An 18271-nucleotide genomic window follows, 5' to 3' on the forward strand; every position below is an offset into this window, starting at 1 on the left:
ATCGCAATCGAATTTCACTATAAAAACTGCCTACTTTTCAAGTAATTAAAAAAATTGGTTCACGGAACCTAGTGGATTCCAGAGCTTCATAAAATGCATTGATTTCCTCATCCAAAGTTTCCACAGGATTTTGTGGAACCGCATCAATATCTGCCTGAGGGTATACAACCACAGCGGTACCTATTCCAATACCGGGAACAGAGCCGATTCCTGCCAGAGCGGTTGTACCTGTTTCAATTTTTTTGGTAACGCCTATAGGCTTGGGTTGGGTTAATTCAGCCAGTTCCCCTGTTGCTTCAGCATGAGCAATAATTCCGCCAAGTTGGGCAGCTAAGGTAATTAAAAAAGATTCTTCTGTATCATCGAAACAACGTTGTTCTGTTTGCTGAACAATGAGAACGCCATAGATTTTTCTATGCTGAATAATAGGTACGCCTAAAAATGCTTTGAAATGCTCTTCTCCCAATAAGGGATTATGATAAAAATCGGGATGGGAAGGAGCATCTTCCAGATTAATAGGTTCTTCGCGCCGGCCGACAAGACCTACAAGGCCGCTATCAAATGAAATACGAACTCGGAATCGTGCCTGCTTGTTTAAACCTTCGGTCGCAATAAGAACGTATTCAGCATGTTTGGTATCGATGAGGTAAACGGAAGCGGCCTCTGCATTAATGGCTTTATTAATGTGTTGCACCAGAATACCAAGGGCTTCGGAGAGCTGCTTGGCTGCAGTGACTTCTTGAACTATCCGTTTAAGTACTTTGAGCATCTACGCTTATATTACCTCTTTTTTCGTTTAATGCCGTAAGGTGTACGACGATTTTTTTTCAATAAAGGTTCTAACTCTTTTAACGCCTGCATATAAACTTGACGTTTAAAAAAGATAACCTGTCCTTCAGGTTCATGAAAATCAACCCAACGCCAGCTGTCAAATTCTGGAGAATCACTCAGATCCAGTTTAACTTTTTGCTCACTGGCAATGAGCTTTAATAAATACCATTTCTGTTTTTGCCCTATTACTAAAGGTTCGCTGCCATGACGCAGATATTGTTTAGGGAGTCTGTATTTAAGCCAGCGCTTGGTAGAACCAATAATTTCTACATCTTCCTTATTCAATCCTACTTCCTCATGCAATTCCCGAAACATTGCTTCTAATGATGTTTCACCAGCAGCCAAGCCGCCTTGCGGAAATTGCCAAGCATCATGACCAGTTCTTCTCCCCCAAAAAACTCTATTCTGTGCGTTGACTAGGACAATACCTACATTCAACCGATAACCGGCACGATCAATTACCATGATGTCACTGTTTAGATTAAACTGCTAATAGCTTGATTTTTCCATAAACAGCGAGAGCTTGGCAATTAAATCCGTAATTATTATTGAAAAAAGATAACTACTCAATAAAAACTGACTTATCTTCTTTTTCTGGACCTTGCTTACAGCAACAGGACCCCTTTTTTTCATTCAATAAAAGTAATACACCATTTCAAATCATTTGGTTATATAATTGAGTAAAATATTCTAATTTACAATCATATGAAAAAGAGAATTTTAATTATCAATACTGGCGGTACCATCAGTTGCATTAAAACAGAGAATGGTTATGAGCCCGCTGCAGGTTATGTGGAAGCTGCATTGCAACAAATAACTTTGCTCAAACATAAAGACATGCCTGAATATTCGGTAAAAGAATACAGTCCATTGCTTGATTCATCCAATATGACCGTATACGACTGGAACCGAATAGCCAGAGATATAGCGGATGATTATGCAAATTTTGATGGCTTTGTCGTTTTTCACGGTACTGATACCATGGCCTATACGGCATCGGCTTTGTCTTTTATGCTGGAGAATTTAAGCAAACCAGTAATTATTACAGGTTCCCAAATTCCTTTATCGGAAGTACGTAATGATGCAATAGATAATGTGGTTACTTCATTATGGCTTTGTGCAAATCAGCCCATACATGAAGTATGCATTTACTTTAATCAACATTTATTACGTGGCAATCGCACACAAAAGATTAGTTCGCAAGGATTTAAGGCTTTTGATTCGCCGAATTATCCACGTTTAGCAGCGATAGGTATAGACATTAAGGTGCAGAAAAATCTTGTGCTCAAGCGGTCGCAGAAGTCATTTCACTTACAAACGATAGAACCCCAATTTATTGCTAATTTCAGATTATTCCCAGGGTTTGCTACCGATGTTTTAGCTTATATCTTAAATCAACCCATATGTGGTTTGATCTTGGAAACATATGGTGCAGGCAATGCGCAAAATAATGACCCCCGTTTTTTAAAATTGCTGAAAGATGCCTGCGCGCGCGGCGTGATCATTATTAACTGCACTCAATGCCAACAGGGCGGGGTAGAAATGAGTCAATACGCTACGGGTCATTCCTTAAAAAAGGCAGGACTGATTAGCGGCCATGATATGACTCCGGAAGCAGCGCATTGCAAGTTACTGTATTTGCTCAGTAAACGATTGGACATTTCAGAAATAAAAAGACTGATGGAAACAGATCTTTGTGGGGAATTGACTGCCTAATCAGGGGCTTGGAAGTCGGAGTATCACGCAACGAGGCCCGGATTGAAACATTTTTATTGAGTTTCGAATCCCAGGGGTTGTTGCGAGTATACTACCGGAACGTATATACAGATTTAAACGGATAACTTCGATTCCTCACTTTTTTCCTTTTCTGCGGTTGGACATCGTTCTTTAATTTCCTCAAGCGCATTGTCCATAGCGACTTTTAATCGTCCTCTGCTGGGCTTTATGGTAGGTGCTTTAACCTTAGCCACTGCAATCAATGTTACTTGTACAGGTATCGACTCAATCGGTTTTGATTCTTCACAAATCCCGGCATTCTCTCTTTGAATCGCGTCTATTGCTTCAAGAACAAAAGTCTTACGTAAATCAGTGTAATTAGGTTTTTCTTTATCTAAACCATCCAGTTTTTCCTTACATTTGAGAATATGTTTCATCAGGCACTCTTCTTTTTTAGCTCTGATTTCTATTGCTGTGGAATGGCTAATGGAATTGGAAACAGTTTCGTATATTTTAGCAAGCATGCCTTCTCCAGGAGGGCAAAGAATATGCTCTCCCAAATAATAAGCTGCATGAGCACAGAGCAGGCTAAATGGATCATCATCATCGGGTACGTCAATCAGGCTAAATGGTTTCTCACCAAGAGATGTTTTCTTCTCACCAAGAGATGCTTTCTCAATAAGAAATGCTTTCTCAGCAAGAGCTGGTTTTTCAACAAGAGCGCGATAGAACCTGTCTAGGCTGGAATTAAGCGCACTTAAAGTGTCATTCAAACCGCCTCTTTTCCATGATTTTTTTGCACGCAAAAGCTCAACTCCAGTGTCTGTTTTACTGATCAGATCTTTTATTGCCTCCAAATTATTTTTATCTGTATCTTCCGTAGAAAAATCTGAAATTAATTTTTCTAGGTTACGTGTTATAGTCCTTTGTTGTTCGGAATGTTTCGTATCGCGGAAATATCCATAAAACATCCCGTTATCATCAGCAATCGAATCTTCTATTGATTTATTCAAAACGCGATCTATAAGTGCTTTAGCTGTTCTCACTAATATTGATGGCATAGCTCTACTCCTTGAACTGTAATTTAGTTATCATACCCCTTTTTACTTATGTAATATTGAGGCAGATTGTTTTATTAAAATCTTAACTTAGGAACTCATAACTCCATGAATTTACAAATTATTATTTTAGCTGCAGGTCAGGGTAAGCGGATGTATTCCAGTACTCCTAAAGTACTTCACCAAATTGCAGGGAAGCCCATGTTAACTCGGGTAGTGGAAACCGCACAGCAACTAAATCCTGATGTAATCCATGTTATATACGGTCATGGTGGTGAACAACTTAAGAACTCACTCCCTGACTTACCTGTGCATTGGGTATATCAGGCAGAACAATTAGGCACAGGTCATGCAGTAATGCAGGCTTTACCTTTTATTCCACCACAAACACAAGTATTGGTTCTATCTGCTGATGTACCGCTTATTCAAGCAGACACGCTACGCACTTTAATTGCGTGCGGCAATACAGCAAACGCTCATCAATCCATTTTGTCACTCTTAGTTGCTCATCTTGAAGATCCGAGTGGTCTTGGACGTATTGTTAGAGACAACCAAGGTGAAGTTTCCATCATTGTAGAAGAAAAAGATGCAAATGAGCAAGAAAAGAATATAAAAGAAATTTATTCAGGAATTTGTTGTGCCATTTCTGATGATTTGGAAAAGTGGTTGCCCCATTTGGGTAATGATAATGCGCAATCTGAATTCTATCTCACTGAAATTATTGCTTTAGCTGTTGCCAGTCAAACACCAATTAGAACATTGAGTGTAAAAGATAGCTCAGAAATTCAGGGTGTAAATAACCGCTTGCAATTGCAGCAATTAGAGCGAATATGGCAAGTACGACACGCTGAGAAATTATTGCAACAGGGAGTAGCTATAGCTGATGCAAATCGTTTTGATCTACGCGGTGAGTTAATCTGCGGTAAAGACGTATTCATTGATGTGAATTGTGTATTTAAAGGGAAGGTGACTCTCGGAGACGGTTGCTCTATAGGACCTAATTGCATACTTACTGATGTAAGTTTGGATGCAGGTTGTGAGGTTTATGCTAACAGCGTTTTGGAAGGTTGTAACATAGCAAATGATTGTACTATTGGTCCGTTTGCTCGATTAAGGGCAGGAACCGAATTAGCTGCACATTGTAAGATAGGCAATTTTGTTGAAACCAAAAAAGCCATATTTGATGAGGGTTCCAAAGCCAGTCATTTAAGTTATTTAGGGGATGTGAGTTTAGGGAAAGAAGTTAATGTGGGAGCAGGTACAATTACTTGCAATTACGATGGAGTGAATAAACACAAAACCATCATTGAAGATGGTGTTTTTGTCGGTTCAGACACCCAATTTGTTGCGCCGGTGACTGTAGGTGCTTATGCGACTATAGGAGCAGGCAGTACCATTCGAAAGGATGTACCTCCTGGTGAATTAACTCTTACTGAATCAAGACAGAAAACAGTTTATGGTTGGAAGAGACCAGTAAAAAAGGAATAACGCACGGAAAGCCATATTTGGCTCATCTTGAACGAAAATAAGCTGATAAATGCTCAGATATTGATGTGTCAACTTTGACCATTTTAGATTTTCCCCAGAGGAATCAACGGTGTTGACCTTAGGAATTTATCCTTATCACTACGTCCTGCGCTTTATGCGCGGTATCCAGAACGATATTTTAAGATGCCGCTGAGCATTTCTAGAGCAAGATCCCCTGGATACCGCGCATAAAGCGCGGTACGTAGACGAAGAAATTAAGCGCGGTAGGTAGGCGAAAAATTTAGTGGAGGTTTCTCAAAACTGACGATACCTCAGGTAAACAGACCCTGAACGATCGTCAGTTTTTTAAATTTATCGTGTACCACTTAAGTTTCTCTACGTACTGCTTTAAATTTCTCTACGTACCGCGCTTTATGCCTGAGAGATGGTCACTTTTTGTGACCATCTCTCAGGACTTGTCCGCGGGATCTGGCATGAAAGAGCAAACTCTCAGTCCTTAACAATTATGGAAAATTAGAGATTCAATCATACTGCAAACTTGATGCTTTGTTTTTTTCCATGTAGGTGCAGAACCATAGAATTAAAGGTAGAAAAACCAATGTCATGAATAACTTGTAATGCCAAACATTAGCGAGCAAACTAATAATTTGTTCATAAGGATAAATACCACCGAATAGTAAACTGTAGTCAATTAAACATAATAATGAATTAGAACAAAAATTAGCAATTAAGATACGTAATGGGCGGTGTAAACCCCACTTTGAATGTTTCAAGTAGTGGAGCAGCAAAGCATTACTGATAAAGGCAACAAATAATGTCAGAGAAGCCGCGGGTAGCCTTTTTAACATAATGTAATTGTAAAAAGGATTCAAATTAAAGAACGTTGGCGATGGCAAAGCAACAATCCCTATAAGCAAAATATCAAAAGTGAATTGACTGGCAATAAGGATCAGGCATAATTTTAAATTGACTCGATAACCCCACAGTTCGCCAAGTATTGTACTAATCATTAAAGTAAAGGGAAAAAATAATGAGCTGGCTGATAAAACCATATACTTATTAATAATCGTTACTATCCTGTATTCGCATGCTAAACAAATGAGCATTATGACGATCGCAACGCAAATAAAATAATCATATAAGGGTAATGTTTCTCTGCCCCGCTCGAGGTTTGGGATAAAAGGCAAATTCTGGTATTTCAGTAAAAAGGTCAGATAGAATACACCAATGATAAGCAGTATGATTGAAGCAATCATGAATGAATCAATAAAGATGTGTTTGTAGCTTTGGAGATGGACCCCTGAAAATAAGAGAAAAAAGTCCAAACCAAAAAAACTGAGGCCACCTAATAAAGCAAGCAGCATACATTGTTTTGGCGAGGGCAAAGCTTTACTGGCTTTAGGATAAAATAATAGATGGGGCACGTAGAAACTCAGTGCGAAAGCTAGAGTAGTCGCGAAGAATTTCTTAGGGATGTCTTCAAAAATAATTTGATAAACAGGATTATTATGCATGTATTCGGCTGCGGGCAGGTTGATTAGTATATAAACTCCAATACAAAATACATACAAAGTCAGTAAAGAGATATTCAGTAAATGTCTTTGTTCTCTGATGGTGCAATTTCTTAATGCTAATAAATACGAACCTGCAATTAATGGACAGATCAGACAGTTCACAGAGAACATGAGTCCTTCTATGAGAACGATTTTGAACGATACATTAATTAATAAGATAAGGGAGGTAATAACACTTACAGTCAGAAATAAAAAACAGCACCGCTGTGAAGGCAATGATTGATTCATATATTTAGGATTTCCATAACTTTGATTTGCTACTAATTGCCTTGTAATGAGCTAATTAGCGCGCAAATATAGCACCATTGCATTTAATATGGCAAGTAGTTGCGTCGTTCTACTGGAAATTACCTCGATCCAAGTATTTGATGAACCGCAATACCAATCAAGGGGATCAAAAGAATCAAGACCGCTGCATCCATTCTTTCGATCCCCTTAACTGATTAGCTGTATTCAAGTGATGAAGTCTGTTCCCCTATGGTATTGGTGACGGGCGAAGGACGCTGTTTGGTAGAAAATAAACTATTTGCCGATACTAAGGGCAGAGTCTTTTGAGGGAATAGCTTTTTGGCTTCAATCACCGTTGGTGTTCGTGGGGTTTTTAGCTCATTTGCTGAGGGTATTACTTTGCTTTGCGATTCTGGAGGAAGCTCAATAATCCTGTCCGTTTCATGCAAGCCCACATTAGGCGTTCCTTTAGCCAAGAGTACCTCATGCGATACGTTATTTCGCTCAATCCATAATTTAAGTGCTGAAACAAAATCCCAAAAATCTTCTTTTTTACTCAACGATAAAAGAAATTCAGAGAGCTTTATGGGCAAACCAAAGCGGTAGTTTAATACGACTGGAAGCGTATATTTGACCGTAGATGCGATTGCAGTAGGCGCCGTTGTTAGTGTTTTAACTGGTTTTGTGGCTTCAACGATTTCTATAATATAGAGTAAATCAGTGCGGATGTCGGGCCAAAATTCCTTAATCACTGGGTCATTCACTGCATTTTTGGGGCTATGAAACATACTGGGCAATAGATATTTTGTTGTTTTCTTAAAAAATCCAGGGGGTGCAGGTTTAATTTGCTCTAAATCACTTTCGAGTACTTTAGTTAGGAACTTGAAAACGGTTGATAAAGGGATAAATGGTTTTGCACCTTGAGGCGGTTTAAAATCAATGGGTATTCTTTGCATTAATCCTGCAAATAAAACGTCCACGGCAAACCGTTTCGTGCGATCATAAATCACTAAGGGATCAACCGGAATTCTATCTTTTGCTGATCGAACTAATGGCAAAGACATGTGCGATGCAACATTAATATGCGCTAAAAGCAATAAATGACGCAATGTTCTGAGGTAAAGATATGGAGGAGTACCTACAGTGGATTCAAATGCATAATCCATCAAGTACGCGGATGCAGTATAGGCTAAACCCAAAGACAATATTGATTCGGATTTCATGGCCTTATGCCGCTCACAGCGCTCGGGTGTTGCCATGCGGGTAATGTATTCACCATAAAAATAGATGGCTAATATCCATGCAATTTGCTCCCCATAGGGAAGGGATTTGCTAATTCCCCAAAGCACCAGATCATTAAATGCCAAAACCAAGGGTTCGCGCAGTGATCCTTTAAATTTACGTTTGAAATTACAATCTTCCTCTTTTTCTCCACAGAGTGTTGGGGGAGGGGGATTGAGCTTTGCTTTGTGCTCGTTAAACGCAGAGGAACCTAATGCATCAAGCGCCAAAGTATGTACAACTAGTTTAGATGCCTGTCTATAAGTAAATCCCCATACGGCATAATTCATTAGCGTCAAGGTAGGTAGAACCGCATAAGATGCCAACATTGCAGTTGGGTCTGTTGGGCGCAAGTAATTTTGAATGCTGTTGTTTGCATAATGTGCCCCGACAACGGGCAGAACATCATAAAAAAGTATATTTCCTGTCCCGTTGACGATTTTCATCACCGGGGGGGTGACTACTGCAGGAATTGCCTCACGCAAGGCTAAGACTTGTTCGGCTACATAAAAAGCTGTATTTGCAACGTAGCCTACAGTTTGTTTTATGGCGTTATTCCAAAGCCATGTTGTTCCATCACCAAGAGACTTGGTCCCATCAACCAAAGAAGTCCAAAAGTTCATAGTATTGCTCTCCCTGCAACAACGAAATTTTATTGTATGAGTAAAAAAATAGAAATGCCAGTCTTTTTCTCATGAAGCACAGGAAGATTACATATTGCTACGATTCTATTAAAAATTTTTTATCTTATAGACAAAGTGACTTATTTTTTGTCTTTTAATTCGACTATTCCAATGCCATCATTAATAAATTGCTCTTTCCATAGTAAATCACGATACGGTTGCCCCCTATTTTTTATAAATTTTTATCAGGGTACTCACAAAGATCCTGGATGAGGCACGTTTTACAATGAGGGCGGCGTGCAGTACATACATAACGTCCATGTAAAACAAGCCAATGATGCGCATCTTTTAAAAACTCAGGCTCAATCTTTTTTATAAGCGCTTTTTCTACTTCTAAAGGAGTTTTCCCTTTAGCAAGACCAGTACGATTTGATACCCTAAAAATATGGGTATCTACAGCCACTGTGGATTCGCCAAAAGCTGTATTCAGGATTACATTGGCTGTTTTACGACCTACTCCTGGCAAAGATTCCAAGTCATTACGTTTATTGGGTACTTTTCCGTTGTAATTTTTGATCAGCAAGGCACAGGTTTTCATAATGTTTTGTGCTTTGCTATTATATAGACCTATAGATTTTATATGCTCTTTAAGTTTTTCCAAACCCAATTCAAGAATACTTTGGGGGGTGTTCGCTACTGGAAATAGTTTGGCTGTTGCTTTATTTACTCCAACATCAGTCGCTTGTGCTGAAAGAATGACCGCAATTAATAATTCAAAAGGGGTGTGATAAACCAACTCCGTAGTTGGATGTGGATTCTGCTCACGAAAACGCATAAAAATTTCATGGCGCTGCTGTTTATTCATGATTTTTTTTCGCTTTTACTCGTGCTAATGCGTGTTGAATGTAGTTTTGCTTGGCTTTGAGATCTTGAGTCTTATCCGTTTTCAATGCGAGTAGGCGCTTTTCTCTATAGGCCTGTTGTTTTTCGTGTTCCTCACGTAATAAACGTGTTTGTTTGGCATTAAATCGGTTACGTGCCAACCCTTTATCATAGTGTATATCTGGTAAAGCAACCATTTCAATACAATCTACCGGACATGGTGCAACACATAAGCCACAACCCGTACATTCATGGTTGATAACCGCATGCATTAATTTGCCGCTACCAATAATTGCATCTACTGGACAGGCTTTGATGCATTTGGTACATCCAATGCATTCTGCTTCACGAATAACTGCAACAGAGGGATCTCTCGTATTGATAAGTGCTTCTTCCAAATAAGGGGCAGGATCAATATCGAGTAAAGCGCCTAAAGCTTTGACTGTAGTAACGCCTCCGGGAGGACATCTATTAATTGGAGCTGTCCCTTGAGCCAGGGCTTCGGCATAGGGCAAGCAACCAGGGTATTCGCATTCGCCACATTGAGTTTGTGGCAAAAGCGCATCAATTTCTTTAACTGAGGCCATGGTACACCTGTTTGGATTGCTCCAGCATGGCATGTATTTTTTCCTTTTCAACACGAACCATTAACGGCTGGAAGGTATTGAGATTATGATTGAGCAAAGGGTGATTAATTGATTCCCAGTTAAGGGGTTCACAATTTAAAAAATCTTCAGAAGCTTTTGCCATTAAAGGTAATACGGGTTTTAAATAAGTGATTAGGATTCGGAATAAATTAATCCCCATGGTACAAATGGCTTGTACTTCGGATAAACGTCCTTCTTCTTTTGCCAATACCCAGGGCTTGTGTGCATCTATGTATTGATTCACTTTATCGGCACAATCCATAATCTGGCGAATAGCGCGTGCATAATCACGAGAAATAAATGATTCAATCACCTCAGCGCGTACTTCGAGTAGGGCCGCATACAATTGCGGGTCACTTAAACTGCTGCTTAAACGGTTATCAAATCGTTTATTGATAAAACCGGCACAACGACTGGCAATATTGACTACTTTACCCACGAGATCGGCATTGATCTTATTGATAAAATCGTCAAAATTTAAATCCAAATCATCTACGCGACCGTTCAGTTTGGCGGCAAAATAATAACGTAGGTATTCGGGATGCAGGTGTTCCAGATAAGTCCGTGCTTCAAGAAAAGTTCCACGTGATTTTGACATTTTCTGGCCATCAACAGTCAAAAAGCCATGGGTGTATACCGCTGTAGGCATGCGGTGGCCGCTGGCAGCAAGCATAGCAGGCCAAAATAAAGCATGAAAGTAAACAATGTCTTTGCCAACGAAATGATATAACTCAGTAGTAGAATCCTTATCCCAAAATTCCGCAAAAGAAACGCCGTGCTCATCGCAGTATTTTTTAAAACTGGCCATATAACCTATAGGGGCATCAAGCCATACATAGAAGTATTTGTCCGTAGTTCCGGGGATTGGAAATCCAAAATAAGGTGCGTCACGCGAGATATCCCATTGTTTTAATCCTGCGGCAAACCATTCATCCAGTTTATTCGCTACTTCAGCTTGCAAATGACCGCTGCGGGTCCATTCTTTTAAAAGCGATTCATAACGTGGCAAATCAAAGAAATAATGCTCTGAATCTTTTTCTATAGGTTTGGCTCCCGAAATAGCAGATACCGCATCAATCAAATCTGTAGGTGAGTAGGTCGCACCACAGACCTCACAGTTATCCCCATATTGATCGCGGGCACTACATTTGGGGCATGTTCCCTTGACGTAGCGATCAGGTAAAAACATTTGCTTTACGGGATCATAAGCTTGCCGTATGGTTTTTTTAATAATGGAACCATTGGCCTGTAATGACGCGTAGATGGCGGCAGCTAAGTGCTGGTTTTCTGGGGAGTGGGTCGTATGATAGCAGTCATAATCGATAGCAAACGCTTTGAAATCACGCTCATGGCTTTGTTTTATTTCAGCAGTCAAGCTCTCTGGAGTAACTCCCATTTGTTCTGCTTTCAACATAATCGGGGTGCCATGTGCATCGTCCCCACAGATACTGATGCAATCGATTCCAGACATTTTATGGGTACGCACCCAAATATCTGTTTGGATATGCTCTACTAAATGTCCAAGATGTAAATGCCCATTTGCATAGGGTAAGGCGCTGGTAACCAGCATTTTACGTTGTTTTGCCATCAATACAGTACCTGCTGACGTGAAAATGATTGATTATAACGCATGTGAGTTATAAATGCTGTAGGTAATCAAGTGATTGCTGGAGTTATATTGGAACGTACATTGCGGTTGTCATCGCAAAAAAGAGCATTTTAAATTGTGGGAGTATAACTTAGGATTTATCATTATTTATGGGTACGTCTTATAAATAATTCATTAGAAATAAAAAACGCGGCATGCGCCGCGTTTTGCATTTCTACTTTAATACAGACTACTAAGGGTTGCTGCCGCTCAAACGGATTGTGTTTGAGGTATCAACAACAGGGGTCTCTTCTTTCTTAGCAGTTTTCAAAGGAGATGGGAATTGAGTTACTTCATCCTCACGCTTCATAGGAACTACAGTGCCTGAACGGTTTTCTAAGCCAGTTTCTTCACGCTTAGTAGTACGTAAGTCTTTTGAAGAGTATGGGTTTGAGGAAGAAAAAGTAGTACCTAGGCCTTTACCAAAATCTTCATCTTCTTCGATAAGAAGGTCTGTTCCTTTACTTCCTGTCTTTTTGCTGCTAGCACGAAGGCCTTTGCAGCATTCAGCAAGCCATTTAAATCCATTGACAAGACCAGCTGTTACATAAGTTGCAACAGAAGCAGCAGCAGCAGCTAATCCAGCAGCAAGACCGATTTGTGCAACAGTGCTAGCGCCAGCGATCGCAGCAATAGAAAGACCACCGATTGAGAATGTAGCAACTGCAGCTAAAGCAGCAGGCCACAAGAATAAAGTAAGGGCAACTGCACCAGCAGCAAGTAAAGAAATCCATGCAGCAGTAGCGATTGCTTTTTTATGGTTAGAAAGGAAGTCAGCAGTTGCACGGCTAACAGTTTTTATGCCATCAGCTAGGTAACCAACTAAACCACGTGTTGTTACAGGGTTACCATCGAGGTCTTCTTTAACTCTTTCTACTCCGTCTCTACCTTTTACTTTTACAGTAGAACCTAATACTAGGTTAGTCAGACCGGTAAAAGCATTTGCTGGCAATTCAAAAATTGTATTCATTACTTGTTTAAATTTCATGTGTTACTCCAAGGTTATAAATCAGGGCGAATAATAGCAATGATTTTGCTATATGTGAATCAAAAATGCTCAATTTGTTGTAACAAAAGTGTAAAAATATTTGATTTTTTCGTAGGAATAGTATAATAAGTGAGCAGATTTTATATTAATAAAACCTTAAGGTTTCTTTTTAGTCAGCCGAGGGATCTTAAGAACGGTGTAAACAAAAAGAAAACCATACAATCTCAGGATAATTCCCTTCAGTTTTATAAGTGACCGGAATGGCGATATAGCGTAGGATCATCAACTCCAGCCCCAAGAAAGCCACGTTTTCTAAACGTACAACTATCACATTGGCCGCATGCTTCACCTGCATCATTTGCCTGATAACAGGAAACAGTTAAGCTGTAATCTACGCCCAGACTTATCCCCAATTGGATTGTCTCTACCTTGCTTAAATGTTGTAAGGGCGCATGAATGGTGAATTGATCCCCGGTTACACCTGCTTTAGTTGCCAAATTGGCTAAGGTTTGAAATGCTTGGATAAATTCAGGACGGCAGTCGGGGTAATGAGAATAATCAACAGAGCTTGCACCGATAAAAATGTCCCTTGCTGCTATAGATTCTGCAAAACCTAAGGCCATAGCCAGGAAAATGGTATTGCGTGCAGGCACATAAGTTACTGGAATGTCAGAGCCGCCCTGAAAGGATGGTACTTCTATACTAGAATCTGTCAAAGCTGAATTACGAAATAATGCAGTATCTAAGGTGACAATTTGATGGGTCATAACTTGATAATGTTGGGCGATGCGTTGTGCCGCGAGTAATTCAGCTGAATGCCTTTGTCCATAAGAAAAGCTGATTGCATAACAGGAAAAACCTTTTGAGCGTGCTAAGGCAAGACAAGTCGTTGAATCCAGGCCACCAGATAATAGTACTATCGCTTTTTTCATAGTATATAAGTCTCCAAAATTTACTCATTTTTATAACTTTTCAAGAAGTCCGTGCAAGAAACCGCTGCCTACGTTCAGCGGCTTGTCCAGAATCCAGGAATCTTGCCCTGGTCTAGAGCTCTGGAGCCTGCGGACAAGCCGCAGGACGTGGGCGATTATAATTTGCGCAGGCTTCTTAAGAAGTTACCTTTTTTTAGGTTTAAAATGCTGTTAGAATGCGCCCATTATGCCATAACATGGAACTTTATGACGACTACTCTTTATCCCGTTATCCTTGCAGGCGGTTCAGGAACTCGTTTATGGCCTTTATCCCGTAAAAATTATCCGAAACAATTTTTGGCCTTAAATGGTGAGCTATCCCTTTTGCAGCAGACTGTGAAAAGAGTACAGAATCTGGTAAATACTCATGCACTTATTGTGAGTAACGATGCGCATTATTTTCTTTGTCAGGATCAATTAAATCAAATAAGTCATTCAATGACTTATTTGCTGGAGCCTTGTGCCCGCAATACAGCGCCAGCAATTGCCTGTGCAGCTCATTATTTATCCCAAATTGCCGGTCCTGATGCGGTGATGTTGGTTCTCCCATCAGATCATTGGATAGCTGATGATGGGGCATGGCAAGAAGCAATGTTGACAGGAGCACGGTTTGCAGCAGACCATCATGCCTTAATTACTTTTGGTATCCAGCCGGATAGTCCTAAAACAGGATATGGTTATATAGAAGCAGGGTTGTCGTTAGCTGATAAAGTACAACAGGTTTTAAGTTTCAGAGAAAAACCGGCGCTTGAGCAAGCAAAAGAATTTATTGCCAGTGGAAATTATTTTTGGAATAGCGGTATGTTTGTTTGTCGCGCCGACGTATACCTTCAGGAATTGCTCGAATATCAACCAGACATTCATTATTTTAGTCAGCAAGCCGTTTTGAAAGCACAACATCACCATGATTTTTTACGTCTTGATTTAGAATGTTTTTCTCGTTGTGAGACCGAGTCCATTGATTATGCAATAATGGAAAAAACGAATAAAGCTGCAGTGATACCTGTTTCCATGCAGTGGAGCGATTTAGGGTGTTGGTCTGCAGTCGCGGATGCGAATACGCCCGATAAAGACGGAAACACAGTTACTGGAAAAGTTATTGCACAGCAGAGTTCTAATTGCCTGATTCACAGCACAGACATTTTAGTGACGGCAATAGGTATACAAGATCAAATCATTGTTGCTACCCAAGATGCTGTTTTGGTAGCTGACAAGCAATATTCACAACACGTTAAAGATTTAGTGAGTTCTTTAAGTAAAGATCACCATCAATTAACTCAAGATCACCAACGCGTATCTCGTCCTTGGGGATATTATGAAGTTTTGGCTGAGGGTGCTTCATTTAAAGTAAAACGACTCATGGTAAAACCTGGTGCTCGTTTATCCTTACAAATGCATCAGCATCGGGCCGAACATTGGGTTGTTGTTTCTGGAAAGGCAGAAGTAATCAATGACACCCAAATGATTTATTTATCAGTCAATCAATCTACTTATATCGCGCAAAATACACTTCATCGTTTGAGTAATCCGGGTGATGAACCACTGTATGTTATTGAGGTGCAAAGTGGTGCGTATTTAGGCGAGGATGATATTAAACGTTTTGATGACATCTACGCGCGCGAACTCTCCTAACCGGGGTGTTTCTAGACTGGGCGAGGCGTCTATCTTTTGGTAACAAGTTAAGCATCTTGGGGAAATCCGATTTGAGTGCCAAGTCCTGCTCCTTAAACCGCTTATGGTTGCACTAAAGTAAAATTCATCGGTTGTGCAAGAATTTTACTATTTTATGCAAATTTTAGTTTCAATAGTGTAAATCAATGAATGCTCAGCTTGTTTTTAAAATTAGTGCTATGTTATAAAAAAGAACATACTAATTTTTTTACTGTGATTAAATGAATTAGTCGCCGCAATTCATGACACAGAGGTGGCATTATGGCAACGAGTAGCGCAGTTCTGCAATCCTTTCTTAGAGATGCATTCAAAGATAACAAGCAACTTGCTGATTTGAGTTTTGAGGACTTGCTCAATTACAACCGCGCTGAATGTGGCCTTATTCAGCTTGATTTTTTGCCAAAAACATTTGCTGATCTTCCTCAATTTACAGAAGATAGAGAAAATAATGATGTCGTCTTTTTGTATGAGGATACGCTTTATTATGGAGATAAAAAGAGTAACCGTATTCGGGAGTTGAAATTTCCCAAGGAACCTAAGAAACCAGCAAAACCCCCGGAGCCTGTGGAGCTTGAATCTGATGAATTGGGGCCGCCAAAATCAAAGAAACAGAGAACGGATCCGGAATACCTTAAATATCTTGAAGAGTACGCTCAATATGAGGCTGCATATTCTGAATATATAAAACAGATAAATGCTTATATTAGCCTCAAGAACTCATGCTCTGAAACCTACAAACGAGCGAAAGATAAAAATCTGGATTACATACGTAAGTTAACTGACCGTGCCTATACTGAGCAGCGTAGTAATGATTTTCTTCCTTCACTGAATTTTTATTTAGGAATATTGGATAAGACTGATTCAGTGATGTTTCACTATATGAACGATCTTCAAAAAGAAAAACTGGCATTTAATCTGAAAACTACTCTTTTACTATTGCTGGCTCAAAAACAACATGAAATAGAATATCAGAAAACTGAAAATGTAAATACCTATAATCAACATATTAAACGATGCTCAAAACTTCTTATGATGCTGGATCCTGAATATCGACGACGAATCAAAAGATTTCAGGCAGAGCCCCTTGAAGAGCAGCCAGTAAAATATTTAGGTATTCCTCTTGGGCAACTATTGGCTAAAGATATGGTTGATATGCCTGGTGGTTTAACCAAAGGCGCTAAAGAGTTCATGGGAAAAATGAATGAAGCGCGACTTTATTGGGTTTGGGGTTCAACTTTTTTAAAAACAGTAGTTGGCTTACTGCCTGATTATATGTATGCGGCACAAGGCCCTGAAGCCATGAAAACTCCGGATTTTTTCTCGGGAAATTTGAGTTGGATTTTATATTATACCCGTTTTTTTATGGAGTTGGGTTTATTATTCAAACATACCATTAAAGGTTCATGGATGAGTGCGGAGGAAGCAGAAACACCGTGGCAAGATCGTTTTCTCACCCAATGGTCACAAAGAAAATTTGCGTTGATGAATGATTTCTTTTGGGGAACGGCTAATTTACTCTGCTACTTTAAGCTTAACGGAACAGGCGGATTGGGTACAGCCGGAGATGTCCTCACTCTTGTTCTTTTAGTTTTTGATATCGCTGTGGCTGCGTGGGATTTTGAAGAGCAAAGGACAAAATATAATAAGGCCATGCTGCAATATGATGAAGATTTAGAAAGGTTAGGAAAACAGCTTCAAGTGCTCAAAGACAAAGAAGCCAAAGAAAAACTTCAGGATTTTGAGTTAAAAGAAAAACGCCAAGTCGAGGTGCAAATTCGCACTTTAGAACGAGAAAAGTTAAAGTGCTACAGAGATTGGCAACTGCAAAAAGTATCCTTAATCAATAATATTGCCTATGCCGTTGGTCTAATGTTGGCTTTTATTGTCTTAACTGCGCCATTTATGCCTATCTCAGCTCCAGTATTAGGTATCATGCTTATTGCCGGCGCGGCAGCTTGCCTTGCATTTACTATTATTAATAATGCAATCAAAGGAGGCATTGAACTCTACAAAACCTATAAAACACTGCAAGAGGAAAAGCAAGATCATGATGACAAAGTAAAAGAGTTACTGCGCTTGTTAAGAAAGAATCCAAATTTAAATGACAATGAGAAAAAACTTCTTTATCTTGAAATTAAGCAACATCAGGCAGAAACAGAATATCAGAAACAGATGATGACTTATCAATCAGTAAATTTGGCACGTCGTATTATGATTGAAGCTTTAGTTCCTGTTGTTGTTCTCGTAAGTTTAGTAGCTGTGCCTCTCGGAGGACTGGGGATTATACCTGTACTTATTGCAGCAATAGCGTTGGCAATTGCAACGCAGATGCTCGTGGACGCGTTATTTAAACCCGAGGAAAAAAAGGCATTGGAATTTGATGAGGACTCCTATAAGAAGTTTTGCAATGAGCTTGGAAAGCAACCGAAAATTGAACGCGGCCGACTGTTCACCTTGGGGGAGGAAACGAGTCCTCTATTGGATAATAAATTGGATGATAATGAACGTCCAGGGGATCCCAAGCTTGCAATGGAATAGCCTGGGTGACGATTTAACCGTAACCCAGGGCGCCTCAGCATTTAAACGAGACACCTTATTTAAAAATTTTTCATTAAAATTCAATGCGGTTATATAAAAATAAAAAACTGGCGTTCATACTCTTCTA

Annotated in this window: 14 protein-coding genes; 4 read left to right on the forward strand and 10 right to left on the reverse strand. The window is 39.7% G+C overall.

Annotated elements, in window-relative coordinates; all coding sequences use genetic code 11:
• Positions 1 to 37 precede the first annotated feature (37 nt).
• A complete protein-coding gene (locus FOLKNPGA_RS00635) occupies positions 38 to 769 on the reverse strand; it encodes a GAF domain-containing protein (protein ID WP_255466024.1) in 732 nt (243 codons plus the stop codon).
• A gap of 11 nt (positions 770 to 780) precedes the next feature.
• Entirely contained in the window at positions 781 to 1296 is a 516-nt protein-coding gene (locus FOLKNPGA_RS00640) for an RNA pyrophosphohydrolase (RefSeq protein WP_182351276.1), read from the reverse strand.
• 240 nt (positions 1297 to 1536) lie between these two features.
• On the opposite strand from FOLKNPGA_RS00640, the gene ansA reads away from it, so the two are divergent.
• Complete coding sequence (gene ansA / locus FOLKNPGA_RS00645; RefSeq protein ID WP_182351277.1) at positions 1537 to 2547, forward strand: asparaginase; 1011 nt, start codon at positions 1537 to 1539, stop codon at positions 2545 to 2547.
• Positions 2548 to 2660: 113 nt separating this feature from the next.
• Here ansA and FOLKNPGA_RS00650 read toward each other — a convergent pair whose 3' ends face one another.
• Positions 2661 to 3608, reverse strand: coding sequence for a hypothetical protein (locus tag FOLKNPGA_RS00650; protein WP_182351278.1), 948 nt, complete (start codon positions 3606 to 3608; stop codon positions 2661 to 2663).
• Positions 3609 to 3713: 105 nt separating this feature from the next.
• Here FOLKNPGA_RS00650 and glmU point away from each other — a divergent pair, with 105 nt between their 5' ends.
• Positions 3714 to 5093, forward strand: a complete 1380-nt coding sequence (gene glmU / locus FOLKNPGA_RS00655; protein WP_182351279.1) for a bifunctional UDP-N-acetylglucosamine diphosphorylase/glucosamine-1-phosphate N-acetyltransferase GlmU — start codon at positions 3714 to 3716, stop codon at positions 5091 to 5093.
• Positions 5094 to 5614: 521 nt separating this feature from the next.
• Here glmU and FOLKNPGA_RS00660 read toward each other — a convergent pair.
• From FOLKNPGA_RS00660 to queC, 7 genes are all read right to left on the reverse strand, one after another.
• The gene (locus FOLKNPGA_RS00660; RefSeq protein WP_182351280.1) at positions 5615 to 6895 is read right to left on the reverse strand and encodes a VUT family protein; all 1281 of its coding nucleotides are present in this window, start codon (positions 6893 to 6895) and stop codon (positions 5615 to 5617) included.
• A 215-nt stretch (positions 6896 to 7110) separates the two neighbouring features.
• Positions 7111 to 8799 (reverse strand): hypothetical protein, encoded by a 1689-nt coding sequence (locus tag FOLKNPGA_RS00665; protein WP_182351281.1) that lies wholly within the window; start codon positions 8797 to 8799, stop codon positions 7111 to 7113.
• Positions 8800 to 9031: 232 nt separating this feature from the next.
• A complete protein-coding gene (nth, locus tag FOLKNPGA_RS00670) occupies positions 9032 to 9664 on the reverse strand; it encodes an endonuclease III (protein WP_182351282.1) in 633 nt (210 codons plus the stop codon).
• Positions 9657 to 10268: an RnfABCDGE type electron transport complex subunit B gene (locus FOLKNPGA_RS00675; protein WP_182351283.1), complete on the reverse strand. Its 612-nt coding sequence runs from the start codon at positions 10266 to 10268 to the stop codon at positions 9657 to 9659. The genes nth and FOLKNPGA_RS00675 overlap by 8 nt, the downstream gene beginning before the upstream one ends.
• The gene (gene metG / locus FOLKNPGA_RS00680; RefSeq protein WP_182351284.1) at positions 10255 to 11916 is read right to left on the reverse strand and encodes a methionine--tRNA ligase; all 1662 of its coding nucleotides are present in this window, start codon (positions 11914 to 11916) and stop codon (positions 10255 to 10257) included. The genes FOLKNPGA_RS00675 and metG overlap by 14 nt, the downstream gene beginning before the upstream one ends.
• A 253-nt stretch (positions 11917 to 12169) precedes the next feature.
• Positions 12170 to 12964 carry a hypothetical protein gene (locus FOLKNPGA_RS00685; RefSeq protein WP_182351285.1) on the reverse strand — a complete coding sequence of 265 codons (795 nt, stop codon included), beginning with the start codon at positions 12962 to 12964 and terminating at the stop codon, positions 12170 to 12172.
• A 245-nt stretch (positions 12965 to 13209) separates the two neighbouring features.
• Positions 13210 to 13896, reverse strand: coding sequence for a 7-cyano-7-deazaguanine synthase QueC (gene queC, locus FOLKNPGA_RS00690; RefSeq protein WP_182351286.1), 687 nt, complete (start codon positions 13894 to 13896; stop codon positions 13210 to 13212).
• A 246-nt stretch (positions 13897 to 14142) separates the two neighbouring features.
• Between queC and FOLKNPGA_RS00695 the strand changes: the two genes are divergently transcribed.
• Together FOLKNPGA_RS00695 and FOLKNPGA_RS00700 are read left to right on the forward strand one after the other, a co-directional pair.
• The gene (locus FOLKNPGA_RS00695; protein ID WP_182351287.1) at positions 14143 to 15567 is read left to right on the forward strand and encodes a mannose-1-phosphate guanylyltransferase/mannose-6-phosphate isomerase; all 1425 of its coding nucleotides are present in this window, start codon (positions 14143 to 14145) and stop codon (positions 15565 to 15567) included.
• A 300-nt stretch (positions 15568 to 15867) separates the two neighbouring features.
• The gene (locus tag FOLKNPGA_RS00700) at positions 15868 to 18144 is read left to right on the forward strand and encodes a hypothetical protein (RefSeq protein ID WP_182351288.1); all 2277 of its coding nucleotides are present in this window, start codon (positions 15868 to 15870) and stop codon (positions 18142 to 18144) included.
• The last annotated feature ends 127 nt before the right edge of the window (positions 18145 to 18271 follow it).

The organism is Legionella sp. PC1000 (genome assembly GCF_014109805.1).
GTDB lineage: Bacteria > Pseudomonadota > Gammaproteobacteria > Legionellales > Legionellaceae > Legionella > Legionella resiliens.